A 15,659-nucleotide genomic window follows, 5' to 3' on the forward strand; every position below is an offset into this window, starting at 1 on the left:
AATAGGAGAGGGATGTATGGTGAAAAAATGGCTAGTTTTACTAGTGTTTGTGATTATGATTCCAACCTTTGTGATCGCTATGGAGGCGGATACATCCAAGGAGAAAAAAACGATGAATCAAAAGGTGAATACAGCAGATAAACCTAAATTTACAGATGTATCTGTCCATGATCCTTCGATTATAAAGGTACACAATGAATACTATGTGTTCGGGTCTCATTTAGCAGCAGCAAAATCCAAAGACTTGATGAAGTGGGAACTTGTAGCTTCTGGTGCAAATGTGACAAATCCATTGTTTGACAATGTAGTAGAGGAGTTAAGGGATACATTTGATTGGGCGCAAACAGATACACTATGGGCCGCAGATGTTATTCAACTTGAGGATGGAAAGTTTTATATGTATTACAATGCATGTAAAGGAGATTCACCAAGATCTGCTTTAGGGATTGCGGTAGCAGATACTATTGAAGGACCTTATAAGGACAAAGGAATTTTCTTAAAATCAGGGATGTGGGGAGAACCAAGTGAAGACGGAACAATCTATGATGCCACTAAGCATCCTAATGTTGTAGACCCTGATACATTTTTTGATGAAAAAGGAAAGCTTTGGATGTTGTACGGATCATACTCAGGTGGAATCTTTATTTTAGAAATGAATCCAAAAACAGGGTTCCCGTTACCGGATCAAGGGTATGGGAAGAAGCTGATAGGCGGAAATCATAGTAGAATTGAAGGGGCATACATTCAATATCACCCTCATACAAACTATTATTATATGTACCTATCTTTTGGAGGACTGGACGCGACTGGTGGTTACAATGTGAGAGTCATTCGTTCAAAAAAACCGGATGGACCTTATTATGATGCCGAAGGAAATGAAATGATCAATGTAAAAGCAGATCCAACTGTACCATTATTTGATGATAAATCAATTGAACCGTATGCTGTTAAGTTAATGGGAAATCATTTGTTCGAACGAAAGATCGGGGATCCGGGAGAAGGGATTGGTGCTGGCTATATCTCACCAGGTCATAATTCAACTTACTATGATTCAAAAACAGGCAAACAATTTATCATCTTCCATACACGTTTCCCGGATAGCGGTGAACATCATGAAATTCGCGTTCATCAAATGTTTATGAATCAGAATGGTTGGCCTGTTATTGCACCGTATCGTTTTGCAGGGGAAACAATTGAAAAGATAAAAAAGAACAATGTTATCGGAACCTATCAAATGATTAACCATGAAAAGGATATATCAGCTGAAGTGAAAAAGCCGGTGTCTATAACACTTGAGAAAAATAACAAAATCAGCGGCAGTTTAAATGGAACATGGAAGAAAACAGGACATTACAATGCTGAACTAAAAATAGGTGAAAAAGTGTATAATGGAGTATTTTTACGTCAATGGGATGAAGGATCACAAGAATATGTGATGACATTTAGTGTACTTTCAAAAGAGGGTATTGCACTTTGGGGAAGTAAGATGAAAGATAGAACAGATCAGGAGATCATAGAGGATGTAAAGGCAGACATGGATTTGGGAGATACAAGCAATATTATAAGTAATGTAACTCTTCCAATTGAAGGAACAAGAGGAACGACTATTTCCTGGGTATCATCGAATAAAGATGTGATGACAGATAAAGGAGTCATCACAAGACCAGAAGCGGGAAAAGACCCGGTAACCCTGACCTTGACGGCAACGATCCAAAAAGATGATGTATCTACTCAAAAACAATTTACGATCACAGTTATTCCCAAGAAACCAGATGGTATTGTCGCACATTATAAATTTGAAGGGAATTTATCGGACAGCACACAACCAGGTAAAGAAGGAATTGTGACAGGTGACATAGTAGACAATAGTGGTGGCAATATTGATTATATTGTAACAGAGTTCGGAAAGTCAGCGGAGTTTAATGGACATTCGGGAATTCGATTACCAGATGGTTTAATTGACAGTGATTCATATTCGGTTGCACTATGGTTAAACCCGTATGAGTTAACTGAATATAGTACCGCATTTTTTGGTGCAAGAGATTCGAATCATTGGATCAGCCTAGTACCAAGGGGGCATTCCGGTGTTAATCAACATACGATAGTGTGGGCTGGAACAAATTGGTATGATGCCAATACAGGCCAGTCAATTCAACCCAATACATGGACACATCTTGCCTTTACGGTGAATCAAGGGACAATCACGGTATATGTGAATGGAAAAGAAACATTTAAAGGTACTGATTTTCCACATGTGTTCACAACAACAAATGGAGTATTCAGTTTAGGAGTCAATTGGTGGGATACACCATATAAAGGGCTTATGGATGAACTAAGAATTTACAAAGGTTCAATATCTGCAGATGAAATAATGGAATTAGCAAAAACAAAATAGATGGCTGGTCATGAGTAAGATAGGTTATGTTTATAGCCTCTTTTTTATAATCATTAGTAATATAGTTTAAATAAGGATATCCTACTACTAAAAATGAGGTGAAATTATGAAGGTAGAGGGTGTCATTATTTCGGGTGATTTTGATGATGCAATGAATGAGTTTTCAATACAAAAAGTAAAACATTTTTTTACTGAATCCACGTTAAGAAAAAGTCAACTGAATCTTCTTTATGATTATTTAGAGAAACACAAACACGAAGAAAGCGGACAGTTTATCACATTATATGATCAGTTACCAGTACACTTAAGTCAAGGTGAAATCTATCAGTTATTAAATGATTTAAAGAAAGTTAAAGAGCTTTATCACTAAAAAGAATGTTTTGATAATAGGAATATCTAATATGAAAAAACTCAAAAACCACATTATATTTTTTGTGGTTTTTTTATTGCTTAGGAAACTATAAAATTCTTTGAACTGTTTATATGTGCCCGACATCCAGCTTGAGCGCCTAGCCGCCCATCGAGTTCATAAGCCGCAAATGAATTGAAGACAAAGGACGTCTTCTGTTCATTTGCGTCTTATTGCCCGAGGCTGATCAAGGAGCTTGCGCTTTTGTTCTTGAATATTTTCTTCCAACCTTGTAAAATCCGATAGTATACTTTTTGATACTTAGTGAAAAGAAAGTGTGTACTTGTGGTTCGTTTCAAGATATCGAATAATGTGTGTAGTACCATTAAATTTACTCGTATTTAATAATTGCATAAATAATAACAAATTATACGAAAACAACCTTTTATAAATATGATAGAAAGAGGAATGTACATGAACATCAGAGTTTCTGCCATTCAATATCACCTTCATACAATTAAATCGTTTGAAGAGTTTGCTAGTCAAGTTGAACATTATTTAAAAACAGCCGAAGAATTTGGTTCTGATTTTATATTATTTCCAGAATTTTTTACAACCCAACTATTATCAATTGGGGATGAGAACGGAAAAGCATTACCTATAGATCGTCTTCCTGATTTTACAGACAGATACCGTGAATTATTTGTTGAGCATGCAATGAGAACAGGAATGCATATTATTGCAGGAACACATGTTATAGAAAAAGAAGACAAACTATATAATGTTGCTCATATGTTTTATCCTGACGGAAGAATTGCAGAACAAGCGAAGCTTCATATTACTCCAACTGAAGTAGAAGAATGGAATATGAGTGCAGGAGACAGCTTGCAGGTATTTGTAACGGATAAAGGTACGGTTGCGATGCTAACTTGCTATGATATTGAATTTCCTGAGATTGTGAGAATGGCTAAGGCCAAGGGTGCTGATGTGATCTTTTGTCCGTCATGTACAGATGATCGTCACGGCTTTCACCGAGTTCGTTATACAAGTCATGCAAGAGCGATCGAGAATCAAGTGTATGTTGTCACAACTGGTACAGTTGGTTCCCTTCAAACAGTTGATTTTATGAGAGGGAACTTTGGGCAGGCAGCAGTTATTACACCAAATGACGTACCGTTCCCACCAAAGGGAATCATGGTACAAGGAGAAATTAATCAAGATATGATTGTAACTGCGGACTTGAATCTTGAGCTTTTATATAAAGTGCGTCAAAGTGGTTCGGTGACAACATGGAGAGACAGACGAACAGATCTATATCCTGATTGGGAGCCTGAAAAATTAACGTATTAATAGGAGGTTTCTATGTATCGGAAAGAATTTTATGTGTTCGATCAAGACAAACCGATAAAAGCAGTCATTCGCAATTATGAAAAGGAAGATTTTCAAAAACTAATACAAATTCAACAAGAAAGTTTTCCACCCCCATTCCCTTCTGATTTATGGTGGAATAAAGATCAGCTGGAAAATCATGTCAATCTATTTCCGGAAGGAGCTCTATGTTTTGAAGTTGACGGAGAGATGGCAGGTTCTATGACCGGATTAATCGTACATTTTGACCCTGAGCATCCTACTCACACTTGGGAAGAGATAACAGATGGCGGCTATATAAGAAATCATAATCCTAACGGAAATACACTCTATGTTGTGGATATCTGTGTTAAGCCATCATATCGGAAATTTGGTCTTGGAAAATGGTTAATGCTTTCCATGTATGATGTTGTGATCCACTTAGGATTAGATCGGCTTTTAGGTGGAGGGCGCATGCCGGGTTATCATAAAAAAGCAGAAAATATGTCAGCAGAGCAATATGTAGAAGCGGTCGTAAATGGGACATTAAAAGACCCTGTTCTAACGTTTTTACTTCGTTGCAGTCGAACACCAATTGGAGTTGTTCCTCATTATTTGGAAGATGAAGAATCGTGTCATTATGGAACGTTGATGGAATGGAAAAACCCTTTTCGAAATGAACATCATAAAAAAGGAGAATGAAGATGGATTATCATCGTATTACGAATATTGAAGATCCTTTATTTACACAAATGCACCAGCTTATGCAGGAGATTTTTCCTCCTGAGGAAGTGTTGGAATTTGATCTTTGGAAAGAGCCGTTAGAAGATCCGGGTATACGCGTTTTTGTTGCTGTCCACGAAGGTAAAGTTGTTGGTGCTACAGAATATCGTTACTATGAAGATTTTAATGTGGCAATGACGGATTTCACGATTATCGGAAACCCGGGTTTAGGAATAGGACCATTTCTAGCTAATCACAGGGCAAAAGACTTACATGAGCTTGCTGCTGCGAATGGAAAGAGTTTATCAGGAATGTTTGCTGAAATTTATGATCCATACCGAGTTGAACACCATGAATTTGGTGGTGTAAAACCAATGGATCCATATGTTCGCAGAGAAGTATTGGCACATTTAGGTTATAAAAAAATCGATATCAATTATGTCCATCCATCATGGAATAATGATGGTGAGGCTGTTACTGGTCTAGATCTTTGTTTTCTCCCAATGGATAACAATAAGTCGACAATCCAAGCTGATTTAGTAGCTAAATTCTTAATCCGTTATTATGCGGTATTACCAAATAAGCCTGATTCTTGGATAAAAATGGTTGAAGGCATAGAATCGAAGGATCAATTAGCTTTAATGAATATGTAAAAGAATCGAATTTCCCACTCCAGTAGTGGGGTTTTTTGTTTTTAACTTTATTAATAATAGAAATGCCGTTTATATGAAGCGAATATCGGTTTTTTATACGTTTATGTCTGATATTTGTATATCTAAAAATTCTGACAAATATTATCATTTAAATTTGTAAGGGTTTTCAAAAGGTTAGAAAGGAGGAAGGTTCTCATCAAGATGAAACATAAGGTGACTATTATCGAGAAGGAGAGGTAGTAAACTTATGAAAAGAAAAGGTCAAAAAATATTTGCCGTTTTCTTATGTGTTTTGTTATTTGCAGGAAGTCTTCCATTTTATTCGACAGATGTAAAAGCTGAGGAGGGTTTAATTACAAAAAAGTATGATTTTGGTACCTCTTCCAGTGCTTTAGAAGAAGGATATGACCAAGTTTCACCCGACTCTGATTATAGTGAGGAAGCGGGATTTGGTTTTAAGGATTCTTCCAATGTTGAGGCTGCAGATCAAGGAACAGATGATGCATTAAAATCTGATTTTATTGTGGCAAAAGAGACTAGTTTCCAGGTGGATTTACCAAATGGTGATTATTCCGTAACAGTAATTGCAGGGGATGCCAATGGATCTACACATATCGGTGTCGTTGCTGAGACGATTCAAAAGATTCAAGATACGACTGTATCACCAGGACAATTTATTGAACGGACATATTCGATAGCGTTGGTAGATGGACAATTAACGTTTGAGTTTACTGGAACAACTCCAAAGATTAATGGACTCATTATTACACAATTAGCAGAGCGAGTTCCAGGTGAGACACCAACAGTTTATCTTGCAGGTGATTCTACTGTCCAGACATATGATGAATATTGGAAACCGGAAGCAGGCTGGGGACAAATGATTCCTCGCTTTTTCAATGAATCAGTACTATTTGATAACCATGCGATTGGTGGAAGAAGCTCTAAGTCTTTTATTTTTGAAGGACGATTAGATAATATTTTGACTGAAATACGTCCAGACGATTTTTTCCTTATTCAATTTGGTCATAATGATGCAACAATTAGCAGGCCAGAGCGATATGCTTCTGTTCCAGATTATAAAAACTATTTAAAAACTTATATCAATGGTGCGAGACAACGTGGTGCTGAACCAATATTAGTGACACCAGTTGGACGACGGGATTTTAATGCTGAGACAGGCATATTCAATGTTAGCTTCCCTGATTATGTTCAAGGAATGAAAGAAGTAGCAGAAGAACTAGATGTTGAATTAGTTGATTTAAGCACATTAAGTCGTGAATATTATGACACTATTGGTCCAGTTGGAACTAAAGCAGTTTTCCTTCATACAGAACCGGGAATATATACTGCCTTTCCAAATGGCTCTCAGGATGACACCCATTTTCAAGAGTATGGAGCTATTCAGATAGCTCGTTTATTATCTAGCGGAATTAAAGAGTTAGACAGCTCTTTGGCTTCTTATGTAACAGACGTTGAGCCACCTGCAAATGTACCTGACAAGCCAACAGGTATCACAGCAAGCAGTATTAGTAATGCTGGAGCTGTATTAACATGGGATGAAGTGGAGAATGCCGATATTTACAAAATTTATCGTAAGCTTTCAACTTCACCTACTGAAGACTATACATTAGTAGGAACTTCTACTATTTCCAGAATAAGTTTAATGGGTATGGAAGAAGGAAAATCCTATGACGTAGTTGTAACTGCTGTTAATGGAAAAGGAGAATCTGAACAATCGGAAATTGTTGTCATCAATACAAAAGAAGCGAATCTTAAGTTTGATTTTGGACCGGTAGGTAGTCCTGTTGCAGAGGGGTATACTAATGTTGATTTAAATACTGTGTATACAAAAGAAAGAGGATATGGAATAAAAGATAATACAGGAATGATTACTCGTGACCGTGGTGACGGTGATACACCTTTAAGAGATGTAACACGTGATTGGCTCGGTTATTTTAATGTAGGGTGGGAATTCCAAGTAGATGTACCAAATGGATTATATGCTGTAAAAGTTCATGTTGCTGATTTTCTTGGGAGTTCGAGAACGGATGTATCTATTGAAGGGAAGGATTTAGGACCTGTAAATGCTTCTAATCGTAACTATACATCTAAAGTCTTTTCAGATGTGTCTGTTAAGGATGGACAAATGAATGTGAATTTTAAAGGATCAACAGGTATTGCAAATGGTCTTGAGCTCACACCTATTTTACTTGCTCCCTCAGAATTAAAGGCTGACAAGGTGAATTCTGATCCGGAAAACTCTTCTGTACAGCTTTCTTGGAAATCGGTAGAGGATGCGGTTAAATATAATATTTATCGTAAAGTAGCAGGTACAAGTCATAGTGAGTTAATTGGTACTGCAAATACAAATTCTTATAAAGATACAAATGTTGATGTTGGAAGGGAGTACGAGTACACAGCAACTACGGTTGATCGTGCAAATGTTGAAACAGTCCCTTCTATGCCGTTAACGGTTTCGATGATTGATTCGTCTGTTCCAGTACCTTCTGCACCTGAAAATTTGAAACTTGGAGAAGTAAACAAAAACGACGTTTCATTTAGCTGGGACAAAACAGATGGAGCAAAAACCTACAATGTGTACAGATCAAAAAAGAAAGATGGAGAATACCAGTATATAGGTAAAACTAATAAGTTAAATTACAAAGATGAAACGGTATTAACAACGATTAAATACTATTATAAAGTTGCTGCTGTAAGTGCAGGAGGAATTTCTGAGCTTTCAACAAGCCTTGAAACTCCAGCTGAAACAGTATTAAAAAAGCAAATGGAAACACTTGATCGCGGCCTGGTGGCGATGAAGACAGAAGAAGGTGTTTATATAGGGTGGAGATTTTTAGGAACAGATTCCAAAAATGTTTCATTTAATCTTTACCGTAATAGTGAAAAAATCAATTCAAGTCCAATTACATCAAGCACCAACTATGTGGATTCTAAAGGAAAAGTAGACGATGTGTATGAGGTAAGAGCTGTTATTGATGGCAAAGAAAAGAAACAAAAAGATCAGACATCAGTTATTGCCGAAAACTTTTTTGATATCCCGCTCCAAAAGCCGAAAGAAGGGGTTACACCACTAGGAGATCTCTACACATATTCTGCAAATGATGCAAGTGTTGGAGATTTAGATGGAGATGGAGAGTATGAAATTATTCTTAAATGGGACCCGTCAAATTCTAAGGATAACTCACAAGCTGGTTATACAGGAAATGTCTATATTGATGCATACAAGTTAGACGGAACAAAATTGTGGAGAATCGATTTAGGTAAAAATATTCGTGCTGGTGCTCACTATACCCAATTTATCGTTTATGATTTTGATGGAGATGGTAAATCGGAAATCGCAATGAAAACAGCAGATGGCTCAAAGGATGGTAAAGGAACAATCATAGGAAAAGAAGATGCAGATCACAGAAACTCGTCAGGATATGTGTTACAAGGTTCTGAGTATTTAACGATCTTCGAAGGAGAAACAGGCAAGGAACTTGTGACAACAGATTATACGCCTCCTAGAGGTGATGTTTCTTCATGGGGAGATGGATACGGCAACCGTGTGGACCGCTTTTTGGCTGGTGTTGCGTACCTTGATGGAGAAACACCTAGTTTCATTATGGCACGCGGATATTATACAAGAACAGTTGTTTCTGCTTATAGTTTTAAAGAAGGTAAATTAACAAAGCAATGGACCTTTGATACTAACAATGAAGGATATAGCGACTGGGCTGGCCAAGGATATCATAGCCTTAGTGTAGCGGATGTGGATCATGATGGAAAAGATGAAATTGTTTATGGTCAGATAACAATTGATGATGATGGATCAGGACTTTATAATACCGGTCTAGGACATGGTGATGCATTACATGTTGGAGATCTAAATCCTGATCGGGAAGGACTGGAAATCTTTTCCGTTCAAGAACATAAAGATGCGGAATTTGGATATGATCTTAGAGATGCAGAAACGGGAGAAGTTATCTGGGGAGTCAAAACAGGTGAAGATACAGGTAGGGGTATGACTGCTGATATCGATCCGACCCACGATGGTGCAGAAGCCTGGGCGATTTCAGGTGAATGGAATAGTAAAGTTGGGGGATTACACTCTGCAACAGGAGAAAAAATATCTGATGCTATTCCTTCTTCAAATTTCGGTATATGGTGGGATGGAGATTTATTAAGAGAATTATTAGATCATAATTGGGATGCCAACAAGGGTGTTGGAACAGGAACAATTGAAAAATGGGATTATAAGAGTAAAATACTAAAAGACCTATTAGTTGCTGATGGAACTTACTCGAATAATTCAACAAAAGGCACTCCTTCATTACAAGCAGATATACTTGGAGACTGGAGAGAGGAAGCTGTATGGAGAACAGAGGATAGTAGTGCGCTGCGTGTCTTTATGACTACTGATAAAACAGAACATAAAATGTATACACTGATGCACGACCCGCAATACCGTACAGCTATTGCGTGGCAAAATGTTGGTTATAACCAGCCGCCGCATCCTAGTTTCTTTATTGGAGAAGGAATGGATGAACCTCCTGCTCCAAATATATATCTTGTTTCAGCACAAAAGCCTGATGAAACAGCACCTGAGACATCATTTAACATTGATGGTGAGGCTCAAAATGGATGGTATAGAGAAACGGTGAAAATAGGCTTCACTTCTATTGACAATGAATCAGAAATTGAAGGGACTTACTTTTCAATTAATAACGGTGAGATAAAGTCCGGAACATCGATTGAACTGAAAAACGAAGGAAAGTATATGATACATTTCTGGAGTGAAGATAGTGCTGGAAATGTGGAAGAAAAGCACGAATTAGAAGTGAATATTGACAAATCAGGTCCAGACATACTTTTTAATCTAGAAAATGAAACAGAAGTTGGGATTGATGAGATCATTTCACTTTCATGTCAAGCTAATGATTCCTTATCAGGCTTAGACTCAACAACATGTGAGAACTTAACTAAACATGCATACGAATTAGGTGTTGGGCCAACAGAATTCACAGCAGAAGCAATTGATAAAGCTGGAAATAAAAGAGAAAAATCAATGATAGTACAGATATTTGTAGATTATGATCATCTGGCAAGCTTAACAAAGAAGTTTTTAGCTGAAAAAGGTCAGGAAAAAGCAGCAACATCATTTGTAAAGAAACTTGAAGCTGCTAAAAAGTCACAGGAAAAAGGTCAAACGAAAGCAAGAGATGGTCAACTTGGAGCATATGTTAATCAAGTAAAAGCTCAAAAAAATAAAACTTTTTCTGATGAGCAAGCAGATATCCTTATCAGTTTAGTTGAAGAGCTAAAGAAATAGCTAATAAAAACTCGTTTCCGTGACGGAAACGAGTTTTTATTTTCCTGTTAATGTAAAAAAAAACATGGTTTTGACATACTAACAAGGTATCTAATTCTTTAATAAAAACTCTCTGATTAAGGAGGTTATAGTAAATTGCTGAAATATTCGAAGGTATTACTATTAATCATGATGATTTTGCCGTGGTTTACTATTCCATTAATGGATAGAAGAACATTTAAACGCTTTTTACCGGCAAGTATTTTTATCTCACTCGTCGTGAGATTAGAAAGTTATCTTGCTGAAAAAAGAAGGTGGTGGTGGATTTATGAAAAGCTTCACCCTAGATTGAGGGGGGAAACACCGGTTTTGTGGGGACCATTTATTGTTGGCTCTATGTGGATACTAAGATTTACATATGGAAAATTCTATCTATATATGTTGCTTAACCTCCTAATTGATGCTTTCTTTTCCTATCCATTACTTAACTTTTTTCAAAAATTGGGAGTGGGTTCATTAGTTCGGTTATCCAGGGTGAAATTATTACTTATCTTTATGTTTAAAGCAGTGCTATTGTATGGATTTCAGTTTGCAAAGGAAGAATATTTTGTGAAGAAAGACGAAGCTGAAATGAGTAACAACAAGTCAAGTGAAGGTTAAATAGATGGATTTCGTCGGTCATGCCCAATAATACACGAATTACTTCAATAGAGCTGATATCAGCTCTATTTTTCGATTCATAACATTAACACATCCTACTTCACATGAACTACAATGAAAGATACATGTTTACATATAAATAATAAACACTAAAGTATACCCATTGTGAAAAGGAGTGCGTACATGAGTGACTTACTAGAAGAATATTATATGTTAGCCATTGACCGGACTAAGTCAAAGGTTTTAGAGGATATAGATCGATATTTTGAAGGGAAAGAGAATGTACCAACTTATGAACAATATGTAAGAGAAAGAGGAGAATATATTGATCAGATATGGCTAAATTCATGGTTAAATGCTGCCACAAGCCATGCCTCAAACACAGTAAAAAGACAATACCTGTTGGATAATGACTATGATCTTGAAGGTGTTAGTAAAAAGCTGGTCAATCAAATGTTTCGTAGTGAAATACGAAATATAACTCCTTTCCATGTGTTGGACTGGCTTGACGAAATGTTTTTGGGTAAAGAAGATGTATGGAGTGAAAAATATAACAAATCAAAGGAACTATACGAGGCTCGAGTTAAGATGCAACAACATCGTGAGAAGACACGAAAGCTCATGCAGAAATTCGAGTTCTACATGGAAGAATTACTTGGTGACCATTATGAAGATCTCTATTTATATATACGATACTTAATCGGATCACATCTTGCTATTGAAGTCGAACAACAGGGTGTTGTCCTTCCTACGGGAGAAATAACTTTTTCTGATTATTTATATGATGAAGCCCATGTTGCATATAACAGATATCAATATGAAGAAGATATGACTGAGATGTATGAAAGATTAATATCAGGATATTTATTTGATTTTGGTCCTAATTGGATTAAGGATCGACTTTCTTCCCATCTTTTTGATGAATATCTTGAAACATTTCATGAAAAATTGCCAGATAACTTTATAAAAGAAATTGCATATGATTTATTTTTGGACTTAGCTAATGAGTTTTTTTCTGACCTTCTTGAGGAATTTGTCACAGATTTAATAAAACTAATAGATACACCATTCGATCTTGAAACACATAAAAAGATTTATGAAACAGATATGTCAGAAAGAGAACGGAAAATAGTTGCAGAGCTTGAGGAAATCAAGCATCGTAAAGAAGAAGAAGCCCGAATGGTAGAGGATGTTTTCGGACGAGAATATAATCCTCCGGGAGGACGGAATATAGAATATGTATTGCATATTGGGGAAACGAATACAGGAAAAACATTTCATGCAATTCAACGTATGAAAGAAGCTGTCAGTGGTATTTACTTGGCTCCACTTCGATTGCTTGCCCTGGAGATTTATGAAAAGTTAAATCAGGAAGGTGTCCCTTGCTCATTGAAAACCGGTGAAGAAGAAAAGCTTGTAGCAGGTGCTCATCATATTGCTTGTACTGTTGAAATGTTTTATGAGAAAGACTTTCATGAGATTGTTGTCATTGATGAATCTCAAATGATTGCAGATAAAGATAGAGGATTTTCCTGGTATAAAGCCATAACGAAAGCAAATGCAAAAGAAGTTCATATTATTTGCAGCTTTAATGCAAGACAGATGATACTACAGTTATTGGGGGATTCAAATATTACGATCCATGAATATACTAGAGAGGTCCCTTTAGAGGTAGAACCGCAGCTGTTCCGATTAAATCAAACCCGAAAAGGTGATGCGCTTGTTTGCTTCTCCAGAAAAAGAGTTCTTGAAACCGCTGCAGAGCTGCAAAGAACTGGTCGTAAAGTGAGCATGATTTATGGGAGTATGCCGCCTGAAACAAGAAAGAAACAGATGGAACGATTTATTAGTGGTGAAGCAACGGTTATAGTAGCAACAGATGCGATCGGAATGGGGTTGAATTTACCGATAAGAAGAATTGTCTTCTTAGAAAATGACAAATTTGATGGAACAAGAAGAAGATGGTTAACATCACAAGAAGTCAAACAAATCGCAGGCAGGGCTGGTCGAAGAGGACTTTATGATATTGGGAAGGTAGCATTTGTACACAATCCCAAATCAATGGCAAGGCTACTTGACCAAGAAGATGAACCACTTCAAGGGTTTGCCATTGCTCCGACAACAGGAGTGCTTGAGCGATTTCAAAAATATTCACGTAAACTAGGGTTGTTTTTTTACTTATGGGAACAGTTTAAAAGCCCTAAAGGTACAAAAAAAGCTTCATTGGCAGAGGAAAAGCTTTTGTATGAAATGATTGAAGATACAATGATTGAAGCAAAACTCTCGATGGCTGATTTATACGGTTTTTTGCATCTGCCTTTTTCAACGAATGAACCAACTTTACGAATTCAGTGGAAACAAAAGCTTGAGGCTATTGTTGAGGGGGAAGAACTTCCTGATCCGTTAATTAAGGAAGCAGGTCTTGAAGAACTTGAATTATCATATAAATCGGTTGGTCTCCATTTATTATTTTTATATAAATTAGGCAGAAATACCGAAGCCCATTATTGGGAAAGAATGCGGGAGGAAATTAGTGACAAAATCCATGAACAGTTAAAATCTGGCGTGCAAATAACACGGAAAGTTTGCAAGGTATGTGGAAAAACACTAGCTAATAAATTTAAATTTGATGTTTGTAATGAGTGTCATTTTGAGAGACAGAAAAGAAAGGAATATAGGAAGCTGAGGCATAACCAGTTTTAAGTATGAAAAAGCTCACCGAAAGATTAATCGGTGAGCTTTTAGTCATTTATTTAATTGCAACTTTTCCGCTTGAAACATCTATCTTTACATCATGCTTTCCTGAGCCTGAAATACCATAAATATTATTTTTATCTTTTAGAAGATCTTTTAAAGTAAGATTAGATGTAATAATACCGCTGCCTGCTTCTCCATGGAGAGTAAAATCTGCATCTGATGGCAAGTCTACCGTGCCAAATCCAGAATTTAATTTGATCTCAATAGAATCGGTTACCTTATCCATTTGTAAGTCTATCTTACCTGAAGATAAATCAGCCATAACCTTTCCAGTATGATCTGTAATTGTCAGGTTTCCTGAGCTCATATCAAACTTACTTTCTTCAGTTGTCAAAGAAGAAATAGAAACATTACCTGATGAACCATCAAGTATAAAGTTTTTAGTAGATAATTGACTTAGTTTTACATTTCCAGAGCTCATATCAACTAATAAATCATCAAGGGTCATTGATTCGCCGTCAAATACGATGCTTCCTGATCCACTATCAATTGAAAGTTCCTGATTAAAATCATCTGGGATATATATGGTGATTTCTCTTTTATTAAAGAATGAAAATGCGTTAAACCAACGTTTTGTTTCAGATTCAACAAGAATTGTATCCCCTTTTTTTTCGACATTTACTTTTCCATTTCCTTTTATTTCAGCATGAACTTCATCTGTATTTTTCGGAATAATTGTTGTACTTGCACCTGAAACATGTAGTTCAATTTTCTCCGTGTTGCCGGTGACTTCAGCAGAAGATTTATTTTCGCCAAATACAAACCATGTAGTATTTGTCTTAATAATTAATAACAAGCCACCAACAAAAAATAAAAGTAAAAACAGTTTTTTCATCATAAACCCTTCTTTCTTCATCGCATATAGCGTTCAATTAACTTACTTTTATCTTATAGAATAAGAAGGGTCGCGACAATGAACTCGAGCTTTATTTTATCTAAGGCTTAAGACTTACAAGAGAAGACAGAAGATAAGGACAGTTTAGAAAAACTGTCCCTATGCGTATATTGTGCTACTTTTTTATTTTATTAACATCTTTTATATATTCCTCTTCAGAGATTTCTGTTCCATAAGCTAAATTTGTATTCAAAATAGAATTCCTTTTGCTTATATAGGTTGTATGTTCATCTCGATTTTGTACCATAAGATGAATAACTATTTCTGCTCCGGTGATGATAATAGCAGAAATTATACTTCCCCATGCAATTTGAAGATAGTTTTCAAATAAAACACTTCCAAAAATCCATACACTTAAGTAACTAAGCAAAAAATCCGCAACCGCAGCAGCCCTTCTTCCTAGTTGTGGTAAAATGACCAATTCACCTACAACATATGAGGCAAAAGTAACAAATAGGCTAAACGATAAAATATCGACAAAATTTGCGCTGAAAAATAGGTCCAGTCCTATACCAAAAGCAATTAAACAGATGATGAATTTTATGAAAAGTAAAATGGGTTGATTCATG

General features: G+C 36.3%; 10 protein-coding genes. 8 read left to right on the forward strand and 2 right to left on the reverse strand.

Translation table 11 applies throughout. From position 1 onward, the window contains the following. Window positions 1-16: 16 nt before the first annotated feature. The 8 genes from LC095_RS27050 (at window position 17) to LC095_RS08495 (ending at window position 14,141) form a co-directional block, all read left to right on the forward strand. Entirely contained in the window at window positions 17-2,395 is a 2,379-nt protein-coding gene (locus LC095_RS27050) for a LamG-like jellyroll fold domain-containing protein (RefSeq protein WP_319005782.1), read from the forward strand. A 106-nt stretch (window positions 2,396-2,501) separates the two neighbouring features. Beyond that, window positions 2,502-2,765: a hypothetical protein gene (locus LC095_RS08460; protein ID WP_226527739.1), complete on the forward strand. Its 264-nt coding sequence runs from the start codon at window positions 2,502-2,504 to the stop codon at window positions 2,763-2,765. Between the two features lie 453 nt (window positions 2,766-3,218). Continuing rightward, window positions 3,219-4,094 carry a carbon-nitrogen hydrolase family protein gene (locus LC095_RS08465; protein WP_226527740.1) on the forward strand — a complete coding sequence of 292 codons (876 nt, stop codon included), beginning with the start codon at window positions 3,219-3,221 and terminating at the stop codon, window positions 4,092-4,094. Window positions 4,095-4,106: 12 nt separating this feature from the next. Continuing rightward, the gene (locus LC095_RS08470) at window positions 4,107-4,793 is read left to right on the forward strand and encodes a GNAT family N-acetyltransferase (protein WP_226527741.1); all 687 of its coding nucleotides are present in this window, start codon (window positions 4,107-4,109) and stop codon (window positions 4,791-4,793) included. A 2-nt stretch (window positions 4,794-4,795) separates the two neighbouring features. Further along, window positions 4,796-5,467, forward strand: coding sequence for a GNAT family N-acetyltransferase (locus LC095_RS08475; RefSeq protein ID WP_226527742.1), 672 nt, complete (start codon window positions 4,796-4,798; stop codon window positions 5,465-5,467). Window positions 5,468-5,714: 247 nt separating this feature from the next. Next, on the forward strand, window positions 5,715-10,799 hold the full coding sequence (locus tag LC095_RS27055; protein WP_319005783.1) for an OmpL47-type beta-barrel domain-containing protein: 5,085 nt from the start codon (window positions 5,715-5,717) through the stop codon (window positions 10,797-10,799). A 135-nt stretch (window positions 10,800-10,934) separates the two neighbouring features. After that, window positions 10,935-11,438 (forward strand): hypothetical protein, encoded by a 504-nt coding sequence (locus LC095_RS08490; RefSeq protein ID WP_226527743.1) that lies wholly within the window; start codon window positions 10,935-10,937, stop codon window positions 11,436-11,438. Between the two features lie 183 nt (window positions 11,439-11,621). Continuing rightward, the gene (locus LC095_RS08495) at window positions 11,622-14,141 is read left to right on the forward strand and encodes a DEAD/DEAH box helicase (RefSeq protein ID WP_226527744.1); all 2,520 of its coding nucleotides are present in this window, start codon (window positions 11,622-11,624) and stop codon (window positions 14,139-14,141) included. A 46-nt stretch (window positions 14,142-14,187) separates the two neighbouring features. Here the strand turns inward: LC095_RS08495 and LC095_RS08500 are convergent, their stop codons facing one another. Together LC095_RS08500 and LC095_RS08505 are read right to left on the reverse strand one after the other, a co-directional pair. Continuing rightward, window positions 14,188-15,051 (reverse strand): DUF4097 family beta strand repeat-containing protein, encoded by an 864-nt coding sequence (locus LC095_RS08500; protein WP_226527745.1) that lies wholly within the window; start codon window positions 15,049-15,051, stop codon window positions 14,188-14,190. A 154-nt stretch (window positions 15,052-15,205) separates the two neighbouring features. Then, window positions 15,206-15,658 (reverse strand): YndM family protein, encoded by a 453-nt coding sequence (locus tag LC095_RS08505; RefSeq protein ID WP_226527747.1) that lies wholly within the window; start codon window positions 15,656-15,658, stop codon window positions 15,206-15,208. Window position 15,659: the final 1 nt, after the last annotated feature.

The sequence above is a fragment of the Metabacillus niabensis genome (assembly GCF_020524345.1).
In the GTDB taxonomy this organism is placed as follows: domain Bacteria; phylum Bacillota; class Bacilli; order Bacillales; family Bacillaceae; genus Metabacillus; species Metabacillus niabensis_B.

Bases quoted from the DNA above. Each gene is read 5' to 3' on its own strand.
- LC095_RS08470 (WP_226527741.1), top strand. From the start codon at position 4,107: ATGTATCGGAAAGAATTTTATGTGTTCGATCAAGACAAACCGATAAAA.
- LC095_RS08465 (WP_226527740.1), top strand. From the start codon at position 3,219: ATGAACATCAGAGTTTCTGCCATTCAATATCACCTTCATACAATTAAA.
- LC095_RS08495 (WP_226527744.1), top strand. From the start codon at position 11,622: ATGAGTGACTTACTAGAAGAATATTATATGTTAGCCATTGACCGGACT.
- LC095_RS08500 (WP_226527745.1), bottom strand. From the start codon at position 15,051: ATGAAGAAAGAAGGGTTTATGATGAAAAAACTGTTTTTACTTTTATTT.
- LC095_RS27055 (WP_319005783.1), top strand. From the start codon at position 5,715: ATGAAAAGAAAAGGTCAAAAAATATTTGCCGTTTTCTTATGTGTTTTG.
- LC095_RS08505 (WP_226527747.1), bottom strand. From the start codon at position 15,658: ATGAATCAACCCATTTTACTTTTCATAAAATTCATCATCTGTTTAATT.
- LC095_RS08475 (WP_226527742.1), top strand. From the start codon at position 4,796: ATGGATTATCATCGTATTACGAATATTGAAGATCCTTTATTTACACAA.
- LC095_RS27050 (WP_319005782.1), top strand. From the start codon at position 17: ATGGTGAAAAAATGGCTAGTTTTACTAGTGTTTGTGATTATGATTCCA.
- LC095_RS08460 (WP_226527739.1), top strand. From the start codon at position 2,502: ATGAAGGTAGAGGGTGTCATTATTTCGGGTGATTTTGATGATGCAATG.